Origin of the sequence: Leclercia sp. TB492 (assembly GCF_049974505.2) — a bacterium.
In the GTDB taxonomy this organism is placed as follows: Bacteria; Pseudomonadota; Gammaproteobacteria; order Enterobacterales; family Enterobacteriaceae; genus Enterobacter; species Enterobacter adecarboxylatus_C.
Window position 1 is genome coordinate 1,362,509 of sequence record NZ_CM127572.1, and the last position, 24,448, is coordinate 1,386,956.

At 60.1% G+C, this 24,448-nt stretch carries 22 protein-coding genes and 1 riboswitch; of the genes, 10 read left to right on the forward strand and 12 right to left on the reverse strand.

From position 1 onward, the window contains the following. Positions 1-437 precede the first annotated feature (437 nt). A complete protein-coding gene (gene uvrB / locus ACP4QI_RS06350; protein ID WP_142488751.1) occupies positions 438-2,453 on the forward strand; it encodes an excinuclease ABC subunit UvrB in 2,016 nt (671 codons plus the stop codon). 49 nt (positions 2,454-2,502) lie between these two features. Here uvrB and yvcK read toward each other — a convergent pair whose 3' ends face one another. Next, complete coding sequence (gene yvcK, locus ACP4QI_RS06355) at positions 2,503-3,411, reverse strand: uridine diphosphate-N-acetylglucosamine-binding protein YvcK (RefSeq protein ID WP_142488752.1); 909 nt, start codon at positions 3,409-3,411, stop codon at positions 2,503-2,505. A gap of 225 nt (positions 3,412-3,636) precedes the next feature. Then, positions 3,637-3,771: riboswitch (molybdenum cofactor riboswitch) on the forward strand. On the opposite strand from yvcK, the gene moaA reads away from it, so the two are divergent. The 6 genes from moaA (at position 3,759) to ACP4QI_RS06385 (ending at position 7,224) form a co-directional block, all read left to right on the forward strand. Beyond that, the gene (gene moaA, locus ACP4QI_RS06360) at positions 3,759-4,748 is read left to right on the forward strand and encodes a GTP 3',8-cyclase MoaA (RefSeq protein ID WP_426495042.1); all 990 of its coding nucleotides are present in this window, start codon (positions 3,759-3,761) and stop codon (positions 4,746-4,748) included. It overlaps the preceding riboswitch by 13 nt. A gap of 19 nt (positions 4,749-4,767) precedes the next feature. Then, complete coding sequence (gene moaB, locus ACP4QI_RS06365; protein WP_156263243.1) at positions 4,768-5,280, forward strand: molybdenum cofactor biosynthesis protein B; 513 nt, start codon at positions 4,768-4,770, stop codon at positions 5,278-5,280. 3 nt (positions 5,281-5,283) lie between these two features. After that, positions 5,284-5,769 (forward strand): cyclic pyranopterin monophosphate synthase MoaC, encoded by a 486-nt coding sequence (gene moaC, locus ACP4QI_RS06370; protein WP_426495041.1) that lies wholly within the window; start codon positions 5,284-5,286, stop codon positions 5,767-5,769. Next, positions 5,762-6,007, forward strand: coding sequence for a molybdopterin synthase sulfur carrier subunit (gene moaD / locus ACP4QI_RS06375; protein ID WP_426495040.1), 246 nt, complete (start codon positions 5,762-5,764; stop codon positions 6,005-6,007). The genes moaC and moaD overlap by 8 nt, the downstream gene beginning before the upstream one ends. 1 nt (position 6,008) lies before the next feature. Beyond that, on the forward strand, positions 6,009-6,461 hold the full coding sequence (gene moaE / locus ACP4QI_RS06380; RefSeq protein ID WP_231312834.1) for a molybdopterin synthase catalytic subunit MoaE: 453 nt from the start codon (positions 6,009-6,011) through the stop codon (positions 6,459-6,461). Between the two features lie 58 nt (positions 6,462-6,519). After that, positions 6,520-7,224, forward strand: a complete 705-nt coding sequence (locus tag ACP4QI_RS06385; RefSeq protein WP_156263245.1) for a Bax inhibitor-1/YccA family protein — start codon at positions 6,520-6,522, stop codon at positions 7,222-7,224. Positions 7,225-7,303: 79 nt separating this feature from the next. Here the strand turns inward: ACP4QI_RS06385 and ACP4QI_RS06390 are convergent, their stop codons facing one another. The 3 genes from ACP4QI_RS06390 to ACP4QI_RS06400 are packed head-to-tail and all read right to left on the reverse strand — an operon-like array spanning position 7,304 to position 10,265. Next, positions 7,304-8,266 (reverse strand): lysylphosphatidylglycerol synthase transmembrane domain-containing protein, encoded by a 963-nt coding sequence (locus ACP4QI_RS06390; protein ID WP_142488762.1) that lies wholly within the window; start codon positions 8,264-8,266, stop codon positions 7,304-7,306. Continuing rightward, a complete protein-coding gene (clsB, locus tag ACP4QI_RS06395) occupies positions 8,266-9,507 on the reverse strand; it encodes a cardiolipin synthase ClsB (protein ID WP_142488763.1) in 1,242 nt (413 codons plus the stop codon). The genes ACP4QI_RS06390 and clsB overlap by 1 nt, the downstream gene beginning before the upstream one ends. Next, complete coding sequence (locus tag ACP4QI_RS06400) at positions 9,504-10,265, reverse strand: endonuclease/exonuclease/phosphatase family protein (RefSeq protein ID WP_285128291.1); 762 nt, start codon at positions 10,263-10,265, stop codon at positions 9,504-9,506. Before ACP4QI_RS06400 ends, clsB begins: the two co-directional genes overlap by 4 nt. A 132-nt stretch (positions 10,266-10,397) precedes the next feature. On the opposite strand from ACP4QI_RS06400, the gene ACP4QI_RS06405 reads away from it, so the two are divergent. Beyond that, the gene (locus ACP4QI_RS06405) at positions 10,398-10,808 is read left to right on the forward strand and encodes a YbhQ family protein (RefSeq protein ID WP_142488765.1); all 411 of its coding nucleotides are present in this window, start codon (positions 10,398-10,400) and stop codon (positions 10,806-10,808) included. Here the strand turns inward: ACP4QI_RS06405 and ACP4QI_RS06410 are convergent. The 5 genes from ACP4QI_RS06410 to cecR form a co-directional block, all read right to left on the reverse strand. Beyond that, complete coding sequence (locus ACP4QI_RS06410) at positions 10,770-11,876, reverse strand: ABC transporter permease (protein ID WP_426495039.1); 1,107 nt, start codon at positions 11,874-11,876, stop codon at positions 10,770-10,772. The genes ACP4QI_RS06405 and ACP4QI_RS06410 overlap by 39 nt on opposite strands. Before the next feature lie 96 nt (positions 11,877-11,972). Beyond that, on the reverse strand, positions 11,973-13,106 hold the full coding sequence (locus tag ACP4QI_RS06415; RefSeq protein ID WP_142488767.1) for an ABC transporter permease: 1,134 nt from the start codon (positions 13,104-13,106) through the stop codon (positions 11,973-11,975). After that, a complete protein-coding gene (locus ACP4QI_RS06420) occupies positions 13,099-14,835 on the reverse strand; it encodes an ATP-binding cassette domain-containing protein (protein ID WP_426495038.1) in 1,737 nt (578 codons plus the stop codon). Before ACP4QI_RS06420 ends, ACP4QI_RS06415 begins: the two co-directional genes overlap by 8 nt. Next, positions 14,828-15,823, reverse strand: a complete 996-nt coding sequence (hlyD, locus tag ACP4QI_RS06425) for a secretion protein HlyD (protein WP_426495037.1) — start codon at positions 15,821-15,823, stop codon at positions 14,828-14,830. The genes ACP4QI_RS06420 and hlyD overlap by 8 nt, the downstream gene beginning before the upstream one ends. Continuing rightward, positions 15,820-16,497: a transcriptional regulator CecR gene (gene cecR, locus ACP4QI_RS06430; RefSeq protein ID WP_426495036.1), complete on the reverse strand. Its 678-nt coding sequence runs from the start codon at positions 16,495-16,497 to the stop codon at positions 15,820-15,822. Before cecR ends, hlyD begins: the two co-directional genes overlap by 4 nt. Before the next feature lie 270 nt (positions 16,498-16,767). Here cecR and rhlE point away from each other — a divergent pair, with 270 nt between their 5' ends. Continuing rightward, entirely contained in the window at positions 16,768-18,132 is a 1,365-nt protein-coding gene (rhlE, locus tag ACP4QI_RS06435; protein ID WP_142488771.1) for an ATP-dependent RNA helicase RhlE, read from the forward strand. Between the two features lie 95 nt (positions 18,133-18,227). Further along, on the forward strand, positions 18,228-20,405 hold the full coding sequence (gene dinG / locus ACP4QI_RS06440) for an ATP-dependent DNA helicase DinG (RefSeq protein ID WP_426495035.1): 2,178 nt from the start codon (positions 18,228-18,230) through the stop codon (positions 20,403-20,405). Here the strand turns inward: dinG and ACP4QI_RS06445 are convergent. The 3 genes from ACP4QI_RS06445 to ACP4QI_RS06455 are packed head-to-tail and all read right to left on the reverse strand — an operon-like array spanning position 20,392 to position 24,435. Beyond that, complete coding sequence (locus ACP4QI_RS06445; RefSeq protein ID WP_426495034.1) at positions 20,392-20,892, reverse strand: fimbrial protein; 501 nt, start codon at positions 20,890-20,892, stop codon at positions 20,392-20,394. The two genes, dinG and ACP4QI_RS06445, sit on opposite strands and share 14 nt — an antisense overlap. 8 nt (positions 20,893-20,900) lie before the next feature. After that, entirely contained in the window at positions 20,901-21,878 is a 978-nt protein-coding gene (locus tag ACP4QI_RS06450) for a fimbrial protein (protein WP_426495033.1), read from the reverse strand. 16 nt (positions 21,879-21,894) lie between these two features. Then, positions 21,895-24,435, reverse strand: a complete 2,541-nt coding sequence (locus ACP4QI_RS06455) for a fimbria/pilus outer membrane usher protein (RefSeq protein ID WP_426495032.1) — start codon at positions 24,433-24,435, stop codon at positions 21,895-21,897. Positions 24,436-24,448: the final 13 nt, after the last annotated feature.

The following is a 24,448-nucleotide window of genomic DNA, read 5'->3' on the forward strand; positions in this document are numbered from 1 at the left end:
GTATGGCCTGGAGACAGTTATCCACTATTCCTGTGGATAACCATGTGCATTAGAGTTAGAAAACACAAGGTAAGCGAGAGAATACGCGGCCTGCGCCTGAATTGCTGCGAAACGCGTCTTTTTGAAAACTTTATTGCAGATCAAGGCGTTAAATAAAAGCAATCATTGTCATCAAACTGTCAATCAGATGCGCTAAAGTCCGGCGGTTCGCCTTGACAAATGTTAAAAAACAAAAAATTCTGGGGATAACCCACCCCTGATGGAATTTTATCCCGTCACAGCCGAAATTTTGCGCAGCTTTGCTTGATTCCCGCTGCTGCTGGCACAAAACCACGCAGATGCTACTGGGTTTATATCCAGTATAATTTACTGGCAAAAATAGCCATGAGGAGTAAAATTACACACCTGCCGTATTAATCATCATCAGGTCGCCGTTCATGAGTAAACCGTTCAAACTGAATTCCGCTTTCCGTCCTTCTGGCGATCAGCCTGAAGCGATTCGCCGTCTGAAAGAGGGGCTGGAGGATGGGCTTGCACACCAGACGCTGCTGGGGGTGACCGGTTCGGGTAAAACCTTTACCGTCGCCAACGTGATCGCCGATCTTCAGCGGCCCACCATGGTGCTGGCACCTAACAAAACCCTGGCTGCGCAGCTGTACGGCGAGATGAAAGAGTTCTTCCCCGAAAACGCGGTGGAGTACTTCGTCTCCTACTACGACTACTACCAGCCGGAAGCCTACGTCCCCAGCTCTGATACGTTTATCGAAAAAGATGCCTCGGTGAACGAGCATATCGAGCAGATGCGTCTGTCCGCCACCAAGGCCCTGCTCGAGCGCCGCGACGTGGTGGTGGTAGCCTCGGTGTCAGCCATTTACGGCCTCGGCGACCCCGATCTCTACCTGAAGATGATGCTGCACCTGACCCAGGGGATGATTATCGATCAGCGCGCCATCTTGCGGCGCCTGGCGGAGCTGCAATATACCCGCAACGATCAGGCGTTCCAGCGCGGTACTTTCCGCGTTCGCGGCGAGGTCATCGACATCTTCCCGGCGGAGTCGGACGACTTCGCGCTGCGCGTGGAGCTGTTTGATGAAGAGGTGGAGCGGCTTTCCCTGTTTGATCCGCTGACCGGCCACGTGGAGTCGATTATTCAGCGCTTCACCGTCTACCCCAAAACCCACTACGTTACCCCGCGCGAGCGCATCGTGCAGGCGATGGAAGATATCAAGGTAGAGCTGGCGGATCGCCGCAAGACCCTGCTGGACAACAACAAGCTGCTGGAAGAGCAGCGCATCAGCCAGCGTACCCAGTTCGATCTCGAGATGATGAACGAGCTGGGCTACTGCTCCGGTATTGAAAACTACTCGCGCTATCTCTCCGGCCGCGGGCCGGGCGAGGCGCCGCCGACCCTGTTTGACTACCTGCCGGCGGATGGCCTGCTGGTGGTGGACGAATCCCACGTGACCATTCCGCAGATTGGCGGCATGTACCGCGGTGACCGGGCGCGTAAAGAGACCCTGGTGGAGTACGGCTTCCGTCTGCCGTCGGCGCTGGATAACCGTCCGATGAAGTTCGAAGAGTTTGAGGCGCTGGCGCCGCAAACCATCTACGTTTCCGCGACGCCGGGCAACTACGAGCTGGAGAAATCGGGCGATGAAGTGGTGGATCAGGTGGTGCGTCCGACCGGTCTGCTGGATCCGATTATCGAAGTGCGTCCGGTTGGCACCCAGGTGGACGATCTGCTGTCGGAGATCCGTGCCCGGGCGGCCATCAACGAGCGCGTGCTGGTCACCACCCTGACCAAACGCATGGCGGAAGATCTGACCGAATACCTCGAGGAGCATGGCGAGAAGGTGCGCTATCTGCACTCGGATATCGACACCGTGGAACGTATGGAGATCATCCGCGACCTGCGCCTTGGCGAGTTCGACGTGCTGGTGGGGATCAACCTGCTGCGTGAAGGGCTGGATATGCCGGAAGTGTCGCTGGTGGCGATTCTGGACGCCGATAAAGAGGGCTTCCTGCGCTCCGAGCGCTCGCTGATCCAGACCATTGGTCGTGCGGCGCGAAACGTCAACGGCAAAGCGATTCTTTACGGCGACAAGATCACCCCGTCAATGGCGAAAGCCATCGGCGAAACCGAACGCCGCCGCGAGAAGCAGCAGCGCTATAACGAAGAGCACGGCATTACGCCGCAGGGTCTGAACAAGAAGGTGGTGGATATCCTGGCGCTCGGCCAGAACATCGCCAAAACCAAAGCGAAGGGCCGCGGCAAGTCGCGCTCACCGGTGGAGGCCGATACCGTTGCCCTGACGCCGAAAGCGCTGCAGCAGAAGATTCACGAACTGGAAGGGCAGATGATGCAGCACGCGCAGAATCTGGAGTTCGAAGAGGCCGCGCAGATCCGCGACCAGCTGCATCAGTTGCGGGATTTATTCATCGCCGCGTCGTAGTTTGTGCCCGGTGGCGCTAGCGCCACCGGGCGATAAAGGCCGCACAGTCTTAACCCAGCGCCTGCACCGCCTTCTCCAGCGCCACGCGCAGTAAATGCCGGTCATGGCGGTACTTAATATCGCTCGCCTCAAGTGGCTCCTGCACTACCACCCGGCCTTCCATGCCTGAGACATCAGTACAAGGCCCGACCACCACCGCATCGATAATCTTTTTCCCGACATACTGCTCCATCAGGGCCAGCTTAGCGGGCAGCGAAAGCCCGGCGGCGGCAGGGCTGAGCTCGCGACCCAGATTGCCAATGTAAACCACGGGGGCAGGCGTCCGGCGCAGCGCCTGGGCCAGCTCGTTGTTCAGCAGCAGCGGCATCAGGCTGGTGTAAAAACTGCCCGGGCCAATCAAAATTAAATCTGCTTCACCAATGGCCTCAACTGCTTCACGGGTCGCCGGAACCGTGGGGTAGAGCATCAGCTCTTTCGGCGGCAGAACCAGCTGGTCGATATTCACTTCGCCATACACTTCATGGTCGTTACTGTCGATGGCCATCAAATCCACCGGAAGTTCGGACATCGGAATCAAAAACGCATCCACTTTTAGCAGGTTGCGGATTAAATTGATCGCCTCCAGAGGCCGCACGCTGAGATGATCCAGCGCCTTTAACATCAGATTTCCGAGGTTATGCCCCGAAAGTTCGCCATTACCGCCAAAACGATACTCAAACATCGCGGAAGCGACGCTGGGTTCGGTGATAAGTTGATTCAAACAGTTGCGCATATCACCCCAGGCGATGCCCCCTTCGGCGCGACGAATGCGTCCGGTTGAGCCGCCGTTATCGGTGGTGGTAACGATCCCGGTAAGCCGTGAACCGAGCGATGACAAGGAGGACATCACCCGGCCCAGTCCGTGGCCTCCGCCGAGAGCGACGACGCGGTCGAGATCCGCAAAAGTGCGATTGCGCATAGAAATTCCTTAGTAAGACGAACACCTTAACAGTAACTCAACTACCCCTAAATGACGATGTCCCGCCCGGGGCAAAATGACATATATCAATGCAATAATTTTATAATGACGTATTCTGAATCGAAATGGCACGAACATGTCGATATATACAACTTTATATAGCGAAAGACGATAATAGCGAAACTGCTTTTAACACGCTACTATCGGCATAACCACGTTTTCTTAATCGAAAACATACACTCTAGCCTTTGCGCCTGTGTCGACAGATATGGTGCTCTGGCCGTGGCGGTTTCGCCACCAGGGTACAGAAAGAAATGACTGTGCCTCCCGTATCAGGAAAGGTGTACATGGCTTCACAACTTACCGATGCATTCGCGCGTAAGTTTTTTTACCTGCGTTTGTCGATTACCGATGTGTGCAATTTCCGTTGCACCTACTGCCTGCCGGACGGCTACAAACCCGGCGGTATCACCAATAACGGCTTTCTCTCCGTGGACGAAGTCCGCCGCGTGACGCGCGCGTTTGCCGCCATGGGAACAGAAAAGGTCCGTCTTACCGGCGGCGAACCCTCGCTGCGCCGTGACTTCACCGACATCATTGCCGCAGTACGCGAAAACGACAGCATCCGCCAGATTGCGGTGACCACCAACGGTTATCGCCTGGCGCGCGATGTCGCCGACTGGCGCGATGCGGGGCTCACGGCCATCAACGTCAGCGTCGACAGTCTGGATGCCCGCCAGTTTCACGCCATCACCGGCCAGGATAAATTCCACCAGGTGATGGAGGGCATCGATGCGGCCTTTGCGGCCGGCTTCGACAAGGTGAAGGTCAACACCGTGCTGATGCGCGATGTGAACCATCATCAGCTGGATACCTTCCTGGCGTGGATCAAGCCCCGCCGCATTCAACTGCGCTTTATCGAGCTGATGGAAACCGGCGAGGGCAGCGACCTGTTCTCCCGCCATCACATCTCCGGCATGGTGCTGCGCGATGAACTGCTTAGACGCGGCTGGATCCATCAGCTTCGCCAGCGCAGCGACGGCCCGGCACAGGTCTTTTGTCACCCCGACTACGAAGGGGAGATCGGTCTTATCATGCCGTATGAAAAAGACTTCTGCGCCAGCTGCAACCGCCTGCGCGTCTCGTCGGTGGGTAAACTGCACCTGTGCCTGTTTGGCGACGGCGGCGTCGACCTGCGCGATTTGCTGGCCGATGACGCCCAGCAGCAGGCGCTGGAAGCGCGCATTTCTGAGGCGCTGATGCACAAAAAACAGACCCACTTCCTGCATCAGGGCAACACCGGGATCACCCAGAACCTGTCCTACATAGGCGGGTAATCGCAAAAGGAACCAGAAGATGAGTCAGGTAAGCGCTGAATTTATCCCGACGCGTATTGCTATCCTTACCGTTTCCGAACGCCGCGGCGAAGAGGATGATACCTCCGGCCACTGGCTGCGCGATGCGGCCCATGAGGCGGGGCATCAGATCGTCGACAAGAGCATCGTCAAAGAGAACCGCTACGCCATTCGCGCGGAAGTGTCGCGCTGGGTCGCCAGCGACAACGTTCAGGTAGTGCTGATCACCGGCGGCACCGGGTTTACCGCGGGCGACCAGGCCCCCGAGGCGCTGCTGCCGCTGTTCGATCGTGAGATTGAAGGCTTCGGGGAAGTGTTCCGCATGCTCTCCTTCGAAGAGATTGGCACCTCCACGTTGCAGTCGCGCGCCGTGGCCGGGATCGCCAACAATACGGTGATTTTTGCCATGCCGGGCTCCACTAAAGCCTGCCGTACCGCATGGGAAAACATCATTGCTCCGCAGCTGGATGCCCGTACGCGTCCGTGTAATTTCCATCCTCATCTGAAGAAGTAAGCTATGTCGCAACTGACCCACATTAACGCCGCTGGCGAAGCGCATATGGTGGATGTCTCCGCCAAGGCCGAGACCGTGCGTGAAGCCCGCGCGGAAGCGTTCGTCACCATGCTTCCCGAGACGCTGGCAATGATCGTTGACGGCAGCCACCACAAAGGGGACGTCTTCGCCACGGCGCGGATCGCCGGGATCCAGGCGGCGAAACGCACCTGGGATCTTATCCCGCTGTGCCATCCCCTGATGCTGAGCAAGGTCGAGGTCAACCTGCGGGCCGAGCCGGAGCATAACCGGGTGCGCATCGAATCACTGTGCCGCCTGACGGGAAAAACCGGGGTGGAGATGGAAGCCTTAACCGCTGCCTCCGTGGCGGCATTGACTATCTACGACATGTGCAAAGCGGTGCAGAAAGATATGGTCATCGGTCCGGTTCGCCTACTGGCGAAAAGCGGCGGTAAATCAGGGGATTTCAGGGTGGAAGAGAATGATTAAGGTACTGTTTTTTGCGCAGGTGCGCGAGCTGGTGAACACCGACAGCCTGACGCTGGATACTAAGTTCGACAGCGTGGAAGCGCTGCGCGCGCATCTGGCGGCGCAGAGCGACCGCTGGGCGCTGGCGCTGGACGCGGGCAAACTGCTGGCGGCGGTCAACCAGACGCTGGTGGAGTTCACTCATCCGGTCAAACCGGGCGATGAGGTGGCTTTCTTTCCACCGGTGACCGGAGGTTGAGATGACTGACACCAAAATCGTGGTCGATCAGGCGCGTTTCAACGTCGGCACGGAGTACAGCTGGCTGGCGGAGCGCGACGAAGACGGGGCGGTGGTCACCTTCACCGGCAAAGTGCGCAACCATAATCTGGGCGACAGCGTGAAGGCCCTGACCCTTGAGCACTATCCGGGCATGACCGAAAAGGCGCTGGCGGAGATCGTCGACCAGGCGCGCGAGCGCTGGCCGCTCGGCCGGGTAACGGTGATCCACCGCATCGGCGAGATGTGGCCCGGGGAAGAGATCGTCTTCGTGGGCGTCACCAGCGCCCATCGCGGCAGCGCCTTTGCCGCAGGCGAGTTTATTATGGATTATCTGAAAACCCGCGCCCCGTTCTGGAAGCGCGAAGCCACCCCGGAAGGGGATCGCTGGGTAGAGTCCCGGGACAGCGACAAGGATGCTGCCAGCCGCTGGTAGCCGGATTGGCGGGATGTGTTAGTCTATAACAGTGTGTCCACTTAAAAAGGAGTGCGTTATGGACAGATTTCCCCGTTCCGATTCCATCGTGCAGACCCGCAGCGGCCTGCAAACCTATATGGCGCAGGTCTATGGCTGGATGACCTGCGGATTGCTGCTTACCGCGTTTGTCGCCTGGTTTTCAGCAAACACGCCTGCCGTAATGATGTTCGTTTTCTCCAGCAAAATTACCTTCTTTGGTCTGATTATCGCCCAGCTGGCGCTGGTGTTTGTTCTCTCCGGGCTGGTGCATAAGCTCAGTGCCGGGATGGCGACCACGCTGTTCATGCTCTATTCGGCGCTTACCGGCCTGACGCTCTCCAGCATCTTCATCGTCTATACCTACTCCTCCATTGCCAGCACCTTCGTGGTGGCGGGCGGGATGTTTGGCGCGATGAGCCTCTACGGCTACACCACCAAACGCGACCTGAGCGGCTTTGGCAACATGCTGTTTATGGCGCTGATTGGTATCGTGCTGGCCTCGCTGGTGAACTTCTGGCTGAAGAGCGAAGCGCTGATGTGGGCGGTGACCTATATCGGGGTGATTGTGTTTGTCGGCCTGACGGCCTACGACACGCAGAAGCTGAAAAATATCGGAGAGCAGATTGACGTGCGTGACAGTTCAAACCTGCGTAAGTACTCGATTCTCGGGGCGCTGACCCTCTATCTGGACTTCATCAACCTGTTCCTGATGCTGCTGCGCATCTTCGGCAACCGCCGTTAAGGGTGATGCCCGGCAGCGCGATGCTTGCCGGGCCTACAAATCTGCCCGGCGGCGCTGCGCAACCCGGCATTTCCCATCATTACTTCGCCATCTGCTGCTCGTTTTTAGCCCGCAGTTTCTTCGCCCGGCTCTCCAGCACCAGATAACAGACCGTCGCCAGTGCCAGCGGCAGGAAGTAATAGAGCATGCGGTAGGCCAGCAGGGCGGCAATGATGGTGCCGTGAGAGACATGCTCCCCGGCCAGCAGGGCGATAAATACCGCCTCCAGCACGCCGATGCCGGCCGGAATATGGACAATCACCCCGGCGATGCTGCTCACCAGCAACACTCCCAGCACGAAGAAGTAATTCACATCTTCGCCCATCAGCAGCCAGATAATCGCCCCCATCGCCATCCAGTTACCGGCTGAAATACCCATCTGCGCCATTGCAAAACGCCAGGAGGGGAGCACCAGCTTTTGCTTTTTGATCGTCACATGGCGCCGCTTCGCAAACGCGCAGGCCCACAGATAAACGGCAATCACCAGCAGCAATACTACGCCGAGAATGCGCAGCGTCGTCTGGTCTATGTACCAGTGGTCGGGCAGTTGAACGACCCCGGCGGTAAAGATCACCCCGCCCAACAGGATATAGCCCAGCCAGTTGGTGGTGATACTCAGGGAGAAGATGCGGGTAATGGTGCTGCTGGGCAGCCCGAGGCGGGAGTAAAGCCGGTAGCGCATCCCGATACCCCCGACCCAGGTGCTCAGGGTCAGGTTAAAGGCATAGCAGATAAACGACACCAGCATAACCTGGCGTTTGGCCAGCTTATGCCCGCAGTAGACCCGCCCGAGCAGGTCGTAACAGCCATACAGCAGATAGCTCAGCACCACCAGCGCAATCGCGCTCAGGAGCGATACACGGTCATAGTCGCGGATAACCTTCCAGACTTCAGTCCAGTCGACCTTTTTCGCGTAAACTACCAGCAGCACCGCAACGGCAATAAAAAATACCCAGGTGAGGATCTTTTTAGCCAGACGCCAGCGCGAATGTTTTTTGCTCATCAGGGTTTCACTCCCGTGTTACCTGCCTCGACCCGATCCTGGGTCTCCATTTCGGGCTGTACCGGGGGCGGCACCTGCGCCAGCTTGGGCGTATGGGCCGGCAACCAACCCACCAGCGCCGGGAAATGGCGCAGGAAGTGGAACACCACCACGCTTTTGCCCAGATTCCACCAGGTGCGTTTCGGTACCATCGTCTCATCAACCCGAACGCAATCCTCGGCGATGATGGCGGAGAGATTGTCGCGCAGGGTCTGGTTAAACTCACGATCGTGAATAATCAGGTTGGCCTCCAGATTCAGCGACAGGCTGAGGGGATCGAGGTTGCTGGAGCCGACGGTCACCCAGTGATCGTCCATCAGCGCCACCTTGCCGTGCAGCGGACGGCGGCGGTATTCGTAAATCTCGACCCCACCTTTCACCAGATAGTTGTACAGCAGGCGCGCGCCCACCGTGACGATCGGCATATCCGGCTCGCCCTGCACAATCAGCTTCACCCGAACGCCGCGCCGCGCCGCGTTACGCATGGCGTGCAGCAGGCGATAGCCGGGGAAGAAGTAGGCGTTGGCGATGATCACTTCGCGCCGGGCGTTGGTCAGCATCTTGAGATAGTGCCGCTCAATATCGTCCCGGTGCTCTTCGTTATCGCGCCAGACGAACAGCGCCTGGGCCTCGCCCGGTTTCCTGTTCTCTTCGGCGCGATGACGCCGCTTCCACCAGCGACGCACGGCGGCTTTGCCGGGCAGGTTTTCCACGACAAACTGCAAAATATCCTGCACCACCGGGCCTTCGACCTGGACGGCATAATCCTGTTTGGCTTCCGGACCGTAGTCCGACATATGTTCAGCGGAGTAGTTAATCCCGCCGACAAAGGCCACCTGCTCATCCACCACCACAATTTTACGGTGCATGCGGCGGAACACGTTGGTACGCATGCCGAACAGAGGAGGGCGTGGATCGTAGTAACGGAACACCACGCCTGCCGCGGTGAGTTCCCCGACGAAGTCGTCATCGAGATCGGGGGATCCGTAGCCGTCCAGCAGCACTTCGATATGCACGCCGCGCTGGGCTGCGCGTAGGATAACGGCATGCAGCTTGCGGCCTACGCTGTCATCAAACCAGATGAAGGTCTCCAGCAGCACCCGACTCTGGGCCTTATCGATGGCGGCAAATACCGCCGGATAATATTGATCGCCATTTTCCAGCAGCTTAATCCGGTTGCCGCTTTGCCATGAACATTTCATAGATGAATCTCCGCACTTAACGGCGCATGGTCGGAAAGGTGACGCCAGTTACTCAGTGCCAGCGCGGTAGGGCTGCTGGCATGGGCATTTTTGACATAGATACGATCGAGACGCAGCAGCGGGAACCTGACCGGGAAGGTGCGGGCAGGCCTGCCGTGCGCGAGGGTAAACACCTCTTCGAGCCCGGCCTCCGCTTTCAGCGGATGGCTGGCGCGCTGACGCCAGTCGTTAAAGTCCCCGGCCACCACGACCGGATCGCCCTCGGGCAGGGCGTTGACCCAGTCGGCCATCATCTGCAGCTGCGCCTGGCGGTGTGCTTCCCGCAGGCCCAGATGCACCGAGGCCACATGCAGCGGCATGGCCAGCTCCGGCACGGCAACCCGACAGTAGAGTAGCCCGCGTTTTTCACTCTCGCCAACCGAGACATCGTGGTTCTCAAAGTGTTCGATGGGATAGCGGGAGAGGATCGCATTGCCGTGATGCCCTTCGGGATAGACGGCGTTGCGCCCGTAGGCGTAATCACTCCACATGGTGTCCGCGAGAAATTCGTAGTGGCTGGTGTCGGGCCAGTTCTCTACGTGCAGCGGATGCACTTCATGGGCCCCCATCACTTCCTGCAGACAGACGATATCCGCGCTGACGGTACGTACGGCGTCGCGCAGTTCGGGCAGAATGAAACGGCGGTTAAACGCCGCGAATCCTTTATGAATGTTGATCGTTAAGACTTTAAGCGAAAAATGCCGGGTTTGTTGGGTCATACACTCCTTCCCGCGTCACTATCCTGATGAAAATAAAGTGTAGTCGTCGTCACAAAAAGGTGCTGTGTTACGGAATTTTCCGTAAAGTGCGATAGTCTGAACAAGCAGAGTAAAATCCTTCAGGAGAGTGCCATGAAGTGGCAACAACGCATACGCGTCGCGACCGGCCTGAGTTGCTGGCAGATTATGTTGCATTTATTGGTGGTGGCCGTACTGGTGATGGCCTGGATGAGCGGCACCCTGGTGCGCGTCGGCTTAGGTTTATGCGTGCTGTACGGCGTAACCGTACTGCTGATGCTCTTTTTACAGCGTCATCATGAAGAACGCTGGCGCGAAGTGGCGGATGTGCTCGAAGAGCTCACCACCACCTGGTATTTCGGTGCGGCAGTGATTGTGCTGTGGCTGTTGTCACGCGTGTTGCAAAACAACTTTTTACTGGCCGTTGCAGGCCTGGCGATCCTGGCCGGGCCAGCGGTGGTTTCACTGTTAACCAAAGACAAAAAGCTACGCGATATTGCGTCTAAACATCGCGTACGCCACTGACCCCGTCACGGCCGCTATCACCAGTAGCGGCCACAAACTTCCCCACACAATGTCCAGACTCGCATCCTTGAGATAGATCTGCTTGGTGATATCGGTGAAATGACGGATCGGGTTTACCCAGGTTAAGTTCTGCAGCCACACCGGCATATTCTCCACCGGCGAGACATAGCCGGAGAGCAAAATCGCCGGCATCATAAAGACAAACACCCCGATAAACGCCTGCTGTTGAGTCGAGCAGAGCGCCGAGATCAGCAGCCCAAAGCCCACCAGCGACAGCCCGTAAATCACCATCGTGAAGTAGAACAGCAGAAGCGAACCGGCGAAGGGGATGTGATAGGCCCAGATGCCAATCGCCAGCACGATACTGGCCTGGAAAGTGGCCACAATCAGCGCCGGAACCGCTTTGCCGACGAAGATCTGCCAGGTCGCCAGCGGAGAGACCAGCAGCTGATCCAGCGTGCCCTGTTCGCGCTCGCGGGCCACCGACAGCGACGTCACGATCATCACCCCGATGGTGGTGATCATGGCGATCAGCGACGGCACCACAAACCATTTGTAGTCGAGGTTCGGGTTGTACCAGTTGCGCACCACCAGCTCGCTGTTGTTCGGCTTCGGTTTGCCCTCCATCAGCTCCTGCTGATACTCCTTCACCACCTGCTGCAGGTAGTTGGCGGCGATCTGCGCGCTGTTGGAGTTACGCCCGTCAAGGATCAGCTGCATAGGGGCGGTTTGCAGGGTGTCGAGGTTGCGGGAAAAATCGGCCGGGAAGCGCACCAGCAAGAGCGCCTTTTGCGTGTCGATGGTCGGCTGTATTTCCTGCGGGCTGTTGAGGATCAGCACGTGGGTAAAGGCTTTGGCGCGGGCGAAGCGCTGGGTCAGCTCCACCGAATGTTTGCCGTTATCTTCGTTATAGACGGCGATGGTGGCGTTGGTCACCTCCAGGGTGGCCGCCCACGGGAACAGCAGCACCTGGATCAGCACCGGCAAAATCAAAATCGCCCGGGTCTGCGGTTCGCGCAGCAGGGACTGTAGCTCTTTGCGGATCAAGGTCCATAAACGGTGAAACATAGTGTCGTCCTCTTGTCGGGTGGCGCTTTCGCTTACCCGACCTACAAAATCAACGAGACCCGTAGGCCCGGTAAGCGCAGCGCCACCGGGCGCAACCTAATCTAATCGCCGTTTGGTTTTCATCCACGTCAGCCCGATAAACATCACCGCCGACGCAATCAAAAACAGCAGATTCACAATCAGCACCACCGGAATATTGCCCGCCAGGAACAGGCTTTGCAGGGTGCTGACGAAATAGCGCGCCGGGATAATGTAGGTTGCCGCACGGATCGCCGCCGGCATACTGTCGATCTGGAAAATAAACCCGGACAGCATAATCGACGGCAGGAAGGCGGCATTCAGCGCTACCTGGGCGGCGTTAAACTGGTTGCGGGTGACGGTGGAGATCAACAGCCCCATCCCCAGGGTGCTGAGTAAAAACAGGCTGGTGATGAGGAACAGCACCAGCAGCGAGCCGCGATAGGGCACGCCGAGAATAAACACTGACACCAGCATGCACAGCAGCATCGCCAGCATCCCGAGGAAGTAGTAGGGGATCAGCTTGCACAGCAGCAGTTCCGTGCGCGTCACTTCGGTGGAGAGCAGCGCCTCCATGGTGCCGCGCTCCCACTCCCGGGCGATCACCAGCGAGGTGAGGATCGCGCCGATAACCGTCATGATAATGGTCACCGCGCCGGGGATAATAAAGTGCTGGCTGATGGCCGCCGGGTTAAACCAGTACCGGGTCTGGACGTCGATCAGCGGCTCGAACGTTTCACCGCGGTCTTCCGCCCGCTGCATCTGCCACAGCTGCCAGATCCCTTCGCTGTAGCCCTGCACAAAGTTGGCGGTGTTCGGCTCGCTGCCGTCGGTGATCACCTGGATCGGGGCGGTATCGCCCGGGCGCGCCATGCGGGCCGCGAAATCCACCGGAATGACGATCAGCCCGCGAATGCGCCCGGCCTGCATCATCTGGATCAGCTGCTGGCGGTCATCGCTGATGGTGGCGTCGATATAGGGCGAGCCGGTCATGGCGTGGGTGAAGTCGAGCGCCTCTTCGCTGCGCTGCTCCAGCAGGATCCCGACCCGCAGCTTGCTGGAGTCGAGGTTAATGCCGTAGCCAAAGATAAACAAAAGCAGCAGGGGGATCACCACCGCAATCAGCCAGCTGCTCGGGTCGCGCACAATCTGCCGCGTCTCTTTGATGCACAGGGCGCGCACCCGACGCCAGGAGAGGGCGGTATCAGACATGGCCATGCTCCTTATCCCAGTCGTTAATCAGCGAAATAAAGGCCTGCTCCATGGTGGGGTCGGGCTGTTGCTCGTCCGCCACCTGAGCTTTGAGATCGTCAGGCGTGCCGTGGGCGATCAGCTTGCCGCGGTACACCAGCCCGATGCGGTCGCAGTACTCCGCCTCGTCCATAAAGTGGGTGGTGACCATCACGGTAACCCCTTTCTCCACCATGCTGTTGATATGCAGCCAGAACTCGCGGCGGGTGAGGGGGTCGACGCCGGAGGTGGGTTCATCGAGGAACAGAATATCCGGCTCGTGCATCAGGGAGCAGGCCAGCGCCAGCCGCTGCTTAAACCCGAGGGGCAGCGCGTCGGTGGCCTGGCTGGCAACCTGGCGCAGGCCAAACGCCTCGCTCATGCGATTGATTTTTTCATTCTGCGCCCGCCCGCGCAGGCCGTAGACCCCGGAGAAGAAGCGCAGGTTCTGCTCCACCGTCAGGTTGCCGTACAGGGAGAATTTTTGCGCCATGTAGCCCAGGTGCTGGCGCGCCTTGCCGGAGCTGACCTTCAAATCCATATCCAGCACCAGCGCCTTTCCGGCGGTGGGCACCAGCAGGCCGCACATCATTTTGAAGGTGGTGGATTTGCCCGCGCCGTTGGGGCCCAGCAGGCCGAAGATTTCGCCGCGCTTCACCGCGAAATTCACGTCGTCGGTGGCGGCAAAATCGCCGAATTTTTTGGTCAGAGATTTGGCTTCTATCACCGTCTCGCCCGGGGTGCCCTCCACGGTATGCAGGATCCCCCCGAGCGGGGATTCGGCGGTCTCCGCGCCGCCGAGCAGATCGATAAAGGCATCTTCAAAGCGCGGGGCGGTCTCCTCGATGTGCAGATCCGGCAGATCCGCACTCTGGCGCAGATCGTCGGCGCTGGCCTCTTTTGTGAGGATCACCCGCACCGATTTTCCCTGAATCATCCCGTCGCTCACCTGGGGCAGCTTCAGCACCCGCTGCAGCAGGCGGCGGTTGTTCTCATGGGGCGAGTGCAGTAACAGGCTGCGCCCGGTCATGCTTTGGGTCAGCTTAGTCGGATCGCCCTGATAGAGCAGCTCCCCTTCGTTCATCAGCAGCACGTCCCGGCACTGCTCTGCTTCGTCGAGGTACGAGGTGCTCCAGAGGATCAACATCCCGTCGCCCGCCAGCTCATGCACCATCTGCCACAGCTCGCGGCGGGAGATGGGATCCACCCCAACGCCGGGCTCGTCCAGCAGCAACACCTTCGGTTCGCCTACCAGGGTGCAGGCGAGCCCCAGCTTCTGCTTCATGCCGCCGGAAAGTTTGCCCGCCAGCCGATCGGTGAAGGGACCCAGCGCGGTAAAGTCGAGCAGGCGCTGAAAGGTCTTCTGCCGCGTCTCGCCGGTGACGCTGCGCAGATCGGCGTACAGGGTCAGGTTCTCCATCACCGTCAGATCCTCGTACAGGCCGAACTTCTGCGGCATGTAGCCCAGCATCGCATGCAGGGCGCGATCGTCCTGGATGGGATCCAGCCCCAGCACGCTGGCTGTCCCTTCGTCGGGCTTCAGCAGCCCGGCCAGCATTCGCATCAGGGTGGTTTTGCCCGCGCCGTCTGGGCCGACCAGCCCGGTGACGTAGCTTTTCTGCAGCGTACAGTCGAGCGGCGCGACGGCGGGCTTCTCCATCCCGGCAAAGCGTTTAACCAGCCCGGTGAGCTGGATCACCGCGTCACTCATGGGCTTGCCCATTATCGAAGCTGACCGTTACCGGCATCCCCTGGCGCAGGGCGTCGTCGGCATCGTTGACGATAATGCGCAGGCGATAGACCAGATCGGTGCGCAGGTCCGGGGTTTCCACGGTTTTCGGCGTGAATTCGGCGGTAGGGGAGACAAAGCCGATTTTCCCGTGATAAGGCTTGTCGGGGCGGCCGTCGGTATAGAGCAGCACTTCGCGCCCCGGTTTAGCCTCCCCGAGACTGGCTTCATTGACGTAGGCCCGCACCCACACCGGGCGGGTCAGGGAGAGGGTCAGCACCGTGCTGCCCGCGTTCAGCATGCTGCCGGGCTCGACGGCGCGGGTCAGCAGCGTGCCGTTAGCCGGGGCCACCAGGGTGGTGTCGTGCAGATCCAGCTGCGCCTGCGCCAGCTGGGCCTGGGCCTGTTCGAGGCTGGCTTTGGCCTGGGCGATATCCTGCTCGCGGTTGCCGGAGCGGTACTGGCGCAACTTATCCTGGGAAGATTTCAGGGTTGCCAGCGCCTGGTCGCGCGAGGAGCGGGCATTCTCCAGATCGTTAGCCGACACGGTGTGGCTTTTCCACAGCCCCTGCTGACGGTTATAAAAGTTCTGCGCATAGTCATAGGCGGCCTGGGCCTGTTTGACGGCGGCAGCGGCCTGGGCCACCTCTTCGTCGCGGTAGCCCGCCTGCATCAAATCGTATTGCGCCTGAGCCACGGAGACGCCCGCCTGGGCCTGCATCAGGGCATTCTGGTACGGGGCCTTGTCCAGCTCGCCCAGCGTCTGCCCGGCGGCGATGGTATCCCCTTCGTCCACGGTTAATGACGCCAGCCGTCCGCCGACGCGAAAGCTCATGTTGACGGTGCGGATATCGACGTTGCCGTAGAGAGTCAGCGTTTTATCCTGCTGACTCTGATACCACAGCCAGCCGCCGATCCCGGCGGCCAGCACCACGATCGCTGCCACAATAATGACAACCGGTTTTTTCATGACTCCAGGCTCCTTTGCGTTAACCCCTGCAGGATCAAATCGACATGACAGGTGATGACCTGGCTTATCTGCAGGGCTTTATCCTCATCAAATTCGGTCCAGCCGGTGCGTAACAAAATGGTTTCCCGCCCGAGGCGAAAGGCGAGCACTTCGCCCAGCAGGGCATGGGTATGCAGGATGGTCTGCGTGTCGCTGGCGTCGCGACCGGTATAGGCAGCCACCAGCCGGGTCAGGTGGGTGTGCATCGGGGCGATAACCTGATCGTGCACCAGCTGGTAAGCGGCGGAAGGCGAGAGCTGCTCCCGTGAGATAAACTTACTCAGGTTCAGCGTATCGTCATGGGTCAGCAGCTGAATCATATTGTTGCAGGCGGTTAAAATCAGTTCGCGAATGGCGGCGCGATCCGGCGCGGGCTCGTCCAGCAGGGCAGTGGCCGTCTCCACGTGCGGGCGAAAGTGAGTGCCAATGAAGTCGGCGATCCACTGGGCGCAGGCGAGGTAGAGATCCTCTTTCGAGCCAAAATAGTAGGTAATGGCGGCGATGTTCTGCCCCGCCTGGGCAGCGATATAGCGGGTGGTGGCATGCAGCCCGTATTCGCCAAACTGCGCCAGCGCGGCGGCAATCAGCTGGCTTTTGGCCTGTTCGCCTTTAGTGGTGGTCGGGATCGGATTCATAGGGCATATAATCTTAATCAATCGATTGATTAAGATTATGACTGTTTTTTGAGCTTGTCCAGTCCGCTTGTTCAATGTTGCGCCGGGCGGCACTGCGTCTGCCCGGCCTACGTAATAGCGTGGATGCATCTGTTTGCGGGATATTTTATGCGCCACGTCACAAAAGCTGCTACACTCCGCTGCTTCGCGACACCGTGGTTTTTGTCCTTCTATTTGTCATTATCTCCCTGAAAACTACACCTGAAATGGTCGGGGCGGTTCGGAGTTGTTATGTCTTTTGATACCCTTGGCCTGAACCCGGAAATCCTGCGTGCTGTAGAAGAGCAGGGCTACCGCGAACCTACCCCTATTCAGCAGCAGGCCATTCCTGCCGTGCTGGCCGGCCGCGACCTGATGGCCAGCGCCCAGACCGGGACCGGTAAAACCGCCGGCTTTACCCTGCCGCTGCTGCAACGCCTGATTCAGAAAGAGCCGCACGCCAAGGGCCGTCGCCCGGTGCGCGCCCTGATCCTGACCCCGACCCGTGAACTCGCTGCCCAGGTGGGTGAGAACGTGCGTGAGTACAGCCGCTATCTCAACATCCGCTCGCTGGTGGTGTTCGGTGGGGTCAGCATTAACCCGCAGATGATGAAACTGCGCAGCGGCGTGGACGTGCTGGTAGCGACCCCGGGCCGCCTGCTTGATCTGGAACACCAGAACGCCGTCAAGCTCGACAGCGTGGAGATCCTGGTGCTCGACGAAGCCGACCGCATGCTCGACATGGGCTTCATTCACGATATTCGCCGCGTGCTGGCAAAACTGCCGACCCGCCGCCAGAACCTGCTCTTCTCCGCTACCTTCTCCGACGAGATCAAAGGCCTGGCGGAAAAACTGCTGCATAACCCGCTGGAAGTGGAAGTGGCGCGCCGCAACACCGCCTCCGAGCAGGTGACCCAGCATGTGCACATGGTGGACAAAAAGCGCAAGCGCGAGCTGCTGTCGCAGATGATTGGCGAAGGCAACTGGCAGCAGGTGCTGGTCTTCACCCGCACCAAGCACGGCGCAAACCATCTGGCAGAACAGCTGAACAAAGACGGGATCCGCAGCGCGGCTATCCACGGCAACAAGAGCCAGGGCGCACGTACCCGCGCGCTGGCAGATTTTAAATCCGGCGATATCCGCGTGCTGGTGGCGACCGACATCGCCGCCCGTGGTCTGGACATCGAAGAGCTGCCGCACGTGGTCAACTACGAGCTGCCGAACGTCCCGGAAGATTACGTCCACCGTATCGGCCGTACCGGTCGTGCAGCGGCCACCGGCGAAGCGCTGTCGCTGGTCTGTGTGGATGAAATTAAACTGCTGCGCGATATCGAACGCCTGCTGAAGAAAGAGATCCCGCGCATCGCCCTTGCGGGTTATGACGTGGATCCGTCGATCAAAGCTGAGCCGATCCAGAACGGTCGCCAGGGTGGCGGTCGCGGTCAGGGCGGTGGACGCGGGCAGGGCGGCGGCGGTCGTGGTCAGCAGCAGCCGCGCCGTAGCGAAGGCGGCGCGCCGAAAGCGGCCAGCAAGCCACCGCGTCGCGACGGTGAAGCGAAACCGGCCGGGGAAGGCCAGCGCCGACGCCGTCCGCGCAAACCTGCCAGCGCACAGTAATCTGGAAGCCCGGTCGTAAAGCCGGGCTTTTCTTTTGCGGCCCGCCTAAGAAAGTGCCACAATAGTGGCTGTTTATACAGTATTTCAGGTCCATCATGGCTTTAACCGCCGCGCTGAAAGCGCAAATTGCCGCCTGGTATAAGGCGCTGCAACAGCAGATCCCCGACTTTATCCCCCGCGCACCGCAACGGCAGATGATTGCCGATGTGGCAAAAACGCTGGCCGGTGACGAGGGGCGACATCTGGCAATTGAAGCCCCGACCGGGGTCGGTAAAACCCTCTCCTACCTGATCCCCGGCATCGCTATCGCCCGGGAAGAACAAAAGACGCTGGTGGTGAGCACCGCCAACGTAGCCCTGCAGGATCAGATCTACAGTAAAGACCTGCCCCTGCTGCGCAAGATTATCCCCGAGCTGCGCTTTACCGCCGCCTTCGGGCGCGGGCGTTACGTTTGCCCGCGCAATCTGGCCGCCCTTGCCAGCAGCGAACCGACCCAGCAGGATCTGCTGGCGTTTCTCGATGACGAGTTGACCCCTAACAACAAGGCCGAGCAGGAGCAGTGCGCAAAGCTGAAGACCGATCTCGACGGCTACAAGTGGGACGGCCTGCGCGATCACACCGATCAGGCCATCAGCGACGATCTCTGGCGCAGGCTCAGCACCGATAAAGCCAGCTGCCTGAACCGCAACTGCCACTACTACCGCGAATGCCCGTTCTTTGTCGCCCGCCGTGAAATTCAGGAGGCCGAAGTGGTGGTCGCCAACCACGCCCTGGTGATGGCGGCCATGGAGAGCGAAGCGGTACTGCCGGACCCGAAACATCTGCTGCTGGTGCTGGATGAAGGCCATCATCTGCCGGACGTCGCCCGCGATGCGCTGGAGATGAGCGCCGAGATCACCGCTCCCTGGTTCCGCCTGCAGCTGGATCTCTTCTGCAAGCTGGTTGCCACCTGCATGGATCAGTTCCGCCCGAAAACCATCCCGCCGCTGGCGGTCCCGGAGCGCCTCAGCGAGCACTGCGAAACCATTTACACCCATATCGCCTCGCTGAATAACATCCTCAATCTCTATCTCCCGCCCGGACAGGAGGCGGAGCACCGCTTTGAGATGGGCGAGCTGCCGGATGAGATCATGACCCTTTGCCGCGAGCTGGCGCAGCTTATCGAAAAACTGCGCGGGCTGGCGGAGCTGTTTTTAAACGATCTCAGTGAAAAGACCGGCACCCATGACGTGGTGCGTGTGCACCGGGTACTGTTGCAGATGAACCGTGCGCTCGGCATGTTCGAAGGGCAGAGCAAGCTGTGGCGGCTGGCGTCGATGGCCCAGGCCTCCGGCGCGCCGGTCACCAAGTGGGCGACGCGGGAAGTCAGGGAGGGGCAGGTGCATCTCTTCTTCCACTGCGCGGGCATTCGCGTCAGCGATCAGCTGGAAAAACTGCTCTGGCGCAGCGTCCCGCATGTGGTGGTCACCTCCGCCACGCTGCGCTCGCTGAACAGCTTCTCGCGGTTGCAGGAGATGAGCGGCCTGAAGGAGAAAGCGGGCGATCGTTTTGTGGCCCTCGATTCGCCGTTCAACCACTGCGAGCAGGGCAAGCTGGTGATCCCGCGCATGCAGTTTGAGCCGCTGATCGACAACGAAGAGCAGCATCTTGCCGAGATGGCGGCCTACTTCCGCGAACAGCTGGAAAGCAAAAAATACCCCGGCATGCTGGTGCTGTTCGCCAGCGCCCGGGCGATGAATCTCTTTTTAACCTTCGTCACCGATCTGCGCCTGCTTCTGCTGGTGCAGGGGGATCAGCCCCGCTACCGGCTGGTGGAACTCCACCGTAAACGGATAGACAGCGGGGAGCGCAGCGTGCTGGTGGGGCTCCAGTCGTTCGCGGAGGGGCTGGATCTGAAGGGTGATTACCTGACCCAGGTGCACATCCACAAGATTGCCTTCCCGCCCATCGACAGTCCGGTGGTGCTGACCGAGGGAGAGTGGCTGAAAAGCCTCAACCGCTTCCCGTTTGAAGTGCAGAGCCTGCCGGCGGCGTCGTTTAACCTGATTCAGCAGGTCGGGCGTCTGATCCGCAGCCATAGCTGCTGGGGCGAGGTGGTGATCTACGATAAACGCCTGCTGACCAAAAATTACGGCAAGCGGCTGCTGAATGCGCTGCCGGTGTTCCCCATCGAACAGCCCGAGGTGCCGGAAGTAAAAAAACGCCCGACTAAACTTGCCGCCGGGCGTAAAAAAAGCATCCATGCCAAGAGGCGCGGTCCTACTGGTAAGTGAAGGTAAACTGCACCACGCTTGAAAACTCGCCCGCGCTGACCGTGGTATGCGAGGCGTAATAGCGTGCCGCCATCGGGAAATCGGCGGTGTGGGTGACCGGGTCGACCACCGCATTGAAGTGCGCTTCCGGCGCCAGAATGATCGCGTCGGTGCGGTCTGCCAGCTCCAGCGCCAGCCCTCTGGCCGTGCCGGTGTTGGCAAACTTAAACGGGTGGAGGGTGTCGCGCTGCCCCTCCAGGTTGATCGTCGCCAGGGTCAGGTTTTGCGGGCAATGCGAGAGGGTAATATCAAAGTTCTTCCACACCCCGGTGTCCCCCACCGATTTAAAATCACTGGCAACGGCCTGGCCGAGATCGACCACCTTGTTCTGGCTGGCGCTGTCCACCTCGCAGGCGGTGTCGTAAATATTGCCTTTGATGCTGAGGATCACGTCGGTGGCCGGGGCAGACGCGCTGGTCAGCAGCAGTAGCAGGGCAACGTATTTCATCGGGGATCTCACTGGTATTCAATGTCGATGGTGGCAAGGGTATTGGCTCGCCCGGCGGTTGCCTGAGCGCCAGTCTGGTAATACTGCACCTGGAAGGGCAGCGTAAACGGCTGGTTGGGTACGGTCTCATCGCCAAAGGGGATGGGGTAGTCGTAGCGCAACACGACCCCGCCGAGGGTCATTCTTACGCCCACCCCGCTGGCGCTGTCGGGGCCTGGCGTCAGGTTCAGCACATCATTCCCATCGCTGATCGTGGTCGCGCCATTGGGGCTGGTGACCCGGGCTGTCATGGTCACCGTGTCGGTACAGATCGCCGTCACATTGAACGCTTTCCAGCTGGTAAAGCTGCCGCGATGGGTAAAGCCGCTTAGCGGAAAATCCCCCAGGGTAACGACCAGGCTTTTCGGATCCACCGAGCAGGTGGTGGCCTTCAGCGACATGCTGCCGCCGTAGCGCACGGCATTCAGCTGGCCCAGGGTCCGATCGGGGTAGATGCCCAGGGACCAGATACCGTTACGTACCGTCGTCTGTTGCCCGGTGGTGGTGGCAGTTTTGATCAGCTGCATCGAGAGCGGCACACTGAAGCTGCCGTCACTGCTGACGTAGCCCAGCGGCGTGCTGCGGCTGTCGCAGTGGGCAGCGCGACCGCGCACCGGCTGGCCGGCGCTGTTCAGCAGCTCAATACCGATCCCCTCAATGCCGCTGCGATAGACCCCGGGCATCCCAGGCACCTCTTCTCCTACGCCCAGATGGCAGGCGGTGATCGGCCTGCCGCTGTCGGCGGCATCACATGTCCCTTTTACCCTATGGGAGCGGGCGGAGCCCGGGATAGCATTGCCGACCCCAAGGGTAGCGGGTACCGCCAGCGTCCCCGGCGTGGCGGTCCAGGGCAGATCCGCAGTGGAACAAGCGGCTAAGGCCGGCGGCATAACCAGCAGCAGGGCGGCAAACAGGGCCAGCACACAGCCGTAACGGAGTGGTTTCATCTTTTCCTCGACGCCGTCAGGTGCACTGGGCGGTGACGCTAATCACCGGATCGGCAGTGCGGGAGGGCAGTTGATAGTGGGCGGAGCAGTGCGCGTCTGCGCCTTTGCCCCAGCTGACGTTGACCTGGCCGCGGGCGTGCATCCCGGTCAGGTAGACCTCGCCGCCATCGCCAACGATAAATTCGCCGCTGTCGTGGGCCGGTGCCGCCGTGGCGCCAAAGGGCACCGGACGACCGTCACCCCGGGTGAGAGTCAGCAGCACCCGGCTGCCGACGCGGGTATCAAAGTGAGTACGTACAATCGCCCCCCGGGTTGGGGTGATGACTTTGGCCGCCTGGCCGACGTCGGCCCCGGCGGGCAGGCTTTCGGTATTCAGCGCCACGGTGTTGTGATGGTACGGCGTGACGTAAGGCACGATGGCATAGCCACGATAGTCGGTTTTGACCCCGGTCTGGTTGTCGATCCCGGTTCCGCTGGCTCCCGGCGCCTCCACCAGCGCCACGGTATCTCCCATCGGCTGGCCGAAGGTGACGCCGTGGGCGTGGACAATCATGCTGCCCTGCACGCCGAGGTTGAGCTGGCGCTGCTGGTTATCCCGGGAATAGCCCGCCGTCATTTCGCCGTAGGTGGCTTTGTAATCGCTGTTCAGGCTGGTGCTGTAGCCGGACGCGTGGCTGTGGCCCTGCTGCACCCCCCAGCTGAGATTATTGTCTGCCAGCGCGGTGCCGTTGAGGCCGACGCTCTGGCTGGTGTCATCTTTGCTGTTGTTGAAGGTGTAATTGACCCAGGTATTGCTCAGCCAGCGATCCAGCGGGACGGAGAGGTTAAAGCCGAAGGTCTGCTCGTTCTCCCGCTGGTCGTCGTCGTCCTCATCCTGCGTGTTTTTGCTCAGGCCGTAGTTGATACCGTAACTGATGCCGTGCCAGCTGCCGTTATAGCCAATGCTCAGCGAGGTCATGCCCTGGTCGCTGTGCCAGTAGTTCTCTTTCACCAGGCTTAACGTCATCGACCCCAGAGAGCCGCCCAGGGACTGATCGAGGGTCGCCTCCTGGCGGTCGCGTCGCCTGTCGGCTGGCGTCCAGTCGTCGTTGGCGGTGTGGGAGTCGAACACGTCTGCCAGGGTGGCAAACCCAGCGCTATTGTAGCGATACCCGGCCACCGTAAAGTGGGTGCCGGTGGTGACGAAATCTTTGCTGTAGCGCACCCGCCAGGCGCGGCCGCGGGAGGTTTTTTGCCCCTGCATCTGCGATTTCGCCGCGGTTATATCCACTGAAAAAGCCCCCCAGTCACCGATATTTTTCCCGGTGCCGAGCGCCAGGGCATCGTAATACTGGCTGGTCTGGAGGCCGCCATAGGCGGTGATATCGTACGGCAGACCGTAGATCCCGGTCCCCTGCAGGAATGGCGTCTGCTCCACGCTGTGGTCATAGCTGCGGTAGCGCCCGCCGGTCAGGCTGTATTTGAACCGGCCTTCACGCTGCAACACCGGCACAGAGGCGTAAGGCACCACGAAGTGCTGCTCGCTACCGTCGGTCTCTTTGACGGTGACGTTCAGATCGCCGCTGCCGCCGGTGGGGTAGAGATCGTGAATCTCGAACGCGCCGGGTGCGACGTAATTCTGATAGATCACGTAGCCGTTCTGGCGCACCACCACCTGGGCATTGCTGTGCGCCACGCCGCGAATGCGCGGGGCGAAGCCTTTCAGGCTGTCCGGCAGCATGTCGTCGTCCGAGGCGATCTGCGCTCCGGTGAACGACAGGCTGTCAAACACGTCCGAGGGGGTGGCGCTTTGCCCGAGGGTGACGACGCTGCCCAGCGACAGGATATTGCGCTGGGCATAGCTGTAGACGGAGGAAAAATCGCGCTGCGCGGTGCGATCGTCCCGGGTCTGGCTCCATGTCGAGTAGTTACGCAGGCGCCAGGCGCCGAGGTTCAGCCCCGGTCGCAGGTTCAGGTAGTCATTGCGCTGGTGGTCATCATCTTCGCCCCGGCTGCGGCTATCCCCGGCGGAGTAGCTGTAGTTCAGCAGAAAGGCGTTGATCCCGTTGTCCATCTCTTCCGGCGCCACGTAACCGTGGGGAACCGGGGTGATGGCCGCCTGGGGGATACTCAGCAGCAGCTGCTGCTGGCCGGGGCGGAAGGTGGCGCTGGCGGCAGGTAACCCAGAGAGATCGACACAGCCGTCATTCTTTGTGCCGCTGAATTTATCGCTCCGGATACCCAGGCTCTTAAGGGTCTCCACCGAGAGGCAGGGTTGCAGGGTGGCCGGCCCGCTGGCCGCCTGTTGCAGGCCAAAGGCGATCTTTCTGTTGGCTACTTTGTTGTTATTGACGTAGACATCCACCTGATAGCTCCCCGGCGCGATGCCGGGGCCCTTCTCATACACTGAGAGGTCGGTTTTGCCCTGACCGGGGGTATCGATATCCAGCAGGGCCGGGTTGAAATAATCCTCCGCCAGCACCTGCTGCACGCCCACGCTCAGTATCGCGCAGCCCAGCGCAATCAGCAGGGCGCGCCCGGGGTGACGGGGTGCTTTGGTGGAGTAGTCCCAGGGCATGGCGGCGTCGGGC

Excerpts from the sequence above, each read along its gene's own strand:
- moaB (WP_156263243.1), top strand. The coding sequence starts at position 4,768 with ATGAGTCAGGTAAGCGCTGAATTTATCCCGACGCGTATTGCTATCCTT.
- cecR (WP_426495036.1), bottom strand. The coding sequence starts at position 16,497 with ATGAATCCGATCCCGACCACCACTAAAGGCGAACAGGCCAAAAGCCAG.
- hlyD (WP_426495037.1), bottom strand. The coding sequence starts at position 15,823 with ATGAAAAAACCGGTTGTCATTATTGTGGCAGCGATCGTGGTGCTGGCC.
- ACP4QI_RS06390 (WP_142488762.1), bottom strand. The coding sequence starts at position 8,266 with ATGAGCAAAAAACATTCGCGCTGGCGTCTGGCTAAAAAGATCCTCACC.
- clsB (WP_142488763.1), bottom strand. The coding sequence starts at position 9,507 with ATGAAATGTTCATGGCAAAGCGGCAACCGGATTAAGCTGCTGGAAAAT.
- ACP4QI_RS06415 (WP_142488767.1), bottom strand. The coding sequence starts at position 13,106 with ATGTCTGATACCGCCCTCTCCTGGCGTCGGGTGCGCGCCCTGTGCATC.
- ACP4QI_RS06445 (WP_426495034.1), bottom strand. The coding sequence starts at position 20,892 with ATGAAATACGTTGCCCTGCTACTGCTGCTGACCAGCGCGTCTGCCCCG.
- ACP4QI_RS06405 (WP_142488765.1), top strand. The coding sequence starts at position 10,398 with ATGAAGTGGCAACAACGCATACGCGTCGCGACCGGCCTGAGTTGCTGG.
- rhlE (WP_142488771.1), top strand. The coding sequence starts at position 16,768 with ATGTCTTTTGATACCCTTGGCCTGAACCCGGAAATCCTGCGTGCTGTA.
- ACP4QI_RS06410 (WP_426495039.1), bottom strand. The coding sequence starts at position 11,876 with ATGTTTCACCGTTTATGGACCTTGATCCGCAAAGAGCTACAGTCCCTG.
- ACP4QI_RS06450 (WP_426495033.1), bottom strand. The coding sequence starts at position 21,878 with ATGAAACCACTCCGTTACGGCTGTGTGCTGGCCCTGTTTGCCGCCCTG.
- moaC (WP_426495041.1), top strand. The coding sequence starts at position 5,284 with ATGTCGCAACTGACCCACATTAACGCCGCTGGCGAAGCGCATATGGTG.
- yvcK (WP_142488752.1), bottom strand. The coding sequence starts at position 3,411 with ATGCGCAATCGCACTTTTGCGGATCTCGACCGCGTCGTCGCTCTCGGC.
- moaE (WP_231312834.1), top strand. The coding sequence starts at position 6,009 with ATGACTGACACCAAAATCGTGGTCGATCAGGCGCGTTTCAACGTCGGC.
- ACP4QI_RS06385 (WP_156263245.1), top strand. The coding sequence starts at position 6,520 with ATGGACAGATTTCCCCGTTCCGATTCCATCGTGCAGACCCGCAGCGGC.
- ACP4QI_RS06455 (WP_426495032.1), bottom strand. The coding sequence starts at position 24,435 with ATGCCCTGGGACTACTCCACCAAAGCACCCCGTCACCCCGGGCGCGCC.
- ACP4QI_RS06420 (WP_426495038.1), bottom strand. The coding sequence starts at position 14,835 with ATGAGTGACGCGGTGATCCAGCTCACCGGGCTGGTTAAACGCTTTGCC.
- dinG (WP_426495035.1), top strand. The coding sequence starts at position 18,228 with ATGGCTTTAACCGCCGCGCTGAAAGCGCAAATTGCCGCCTGGTATAAG.
- uvrB (WP_142488751.1), top strand. The coding sequence starts at position 438 with ATGAGTAAACCGTTCAAACTGAATTCCGCTTTCCGTCCTTCTGGCGAT.
- moaD (WP_426495040.1), top strand. The coding sequence starts at position 5,762 with ATGATTAAGGTACTGTTTTTTGCGCAGGTGCGCGAGCTGGTGAACACC.
- ACP4QI_RS06400 (WP_285128291.1), bottom strand. The coding sequence starts at position 10,265 with ATGACCCAACAAACCCGGCATTTTTCGCTTAAAGTCTTAACGATCAAC.
- moaA (WP_426495042.1), top strand. The coding sequence starts at position 3,759 with ATGGCTTCACAACTTACCGATGCATTCGCGCGTAAGTTTTTTTACCTG.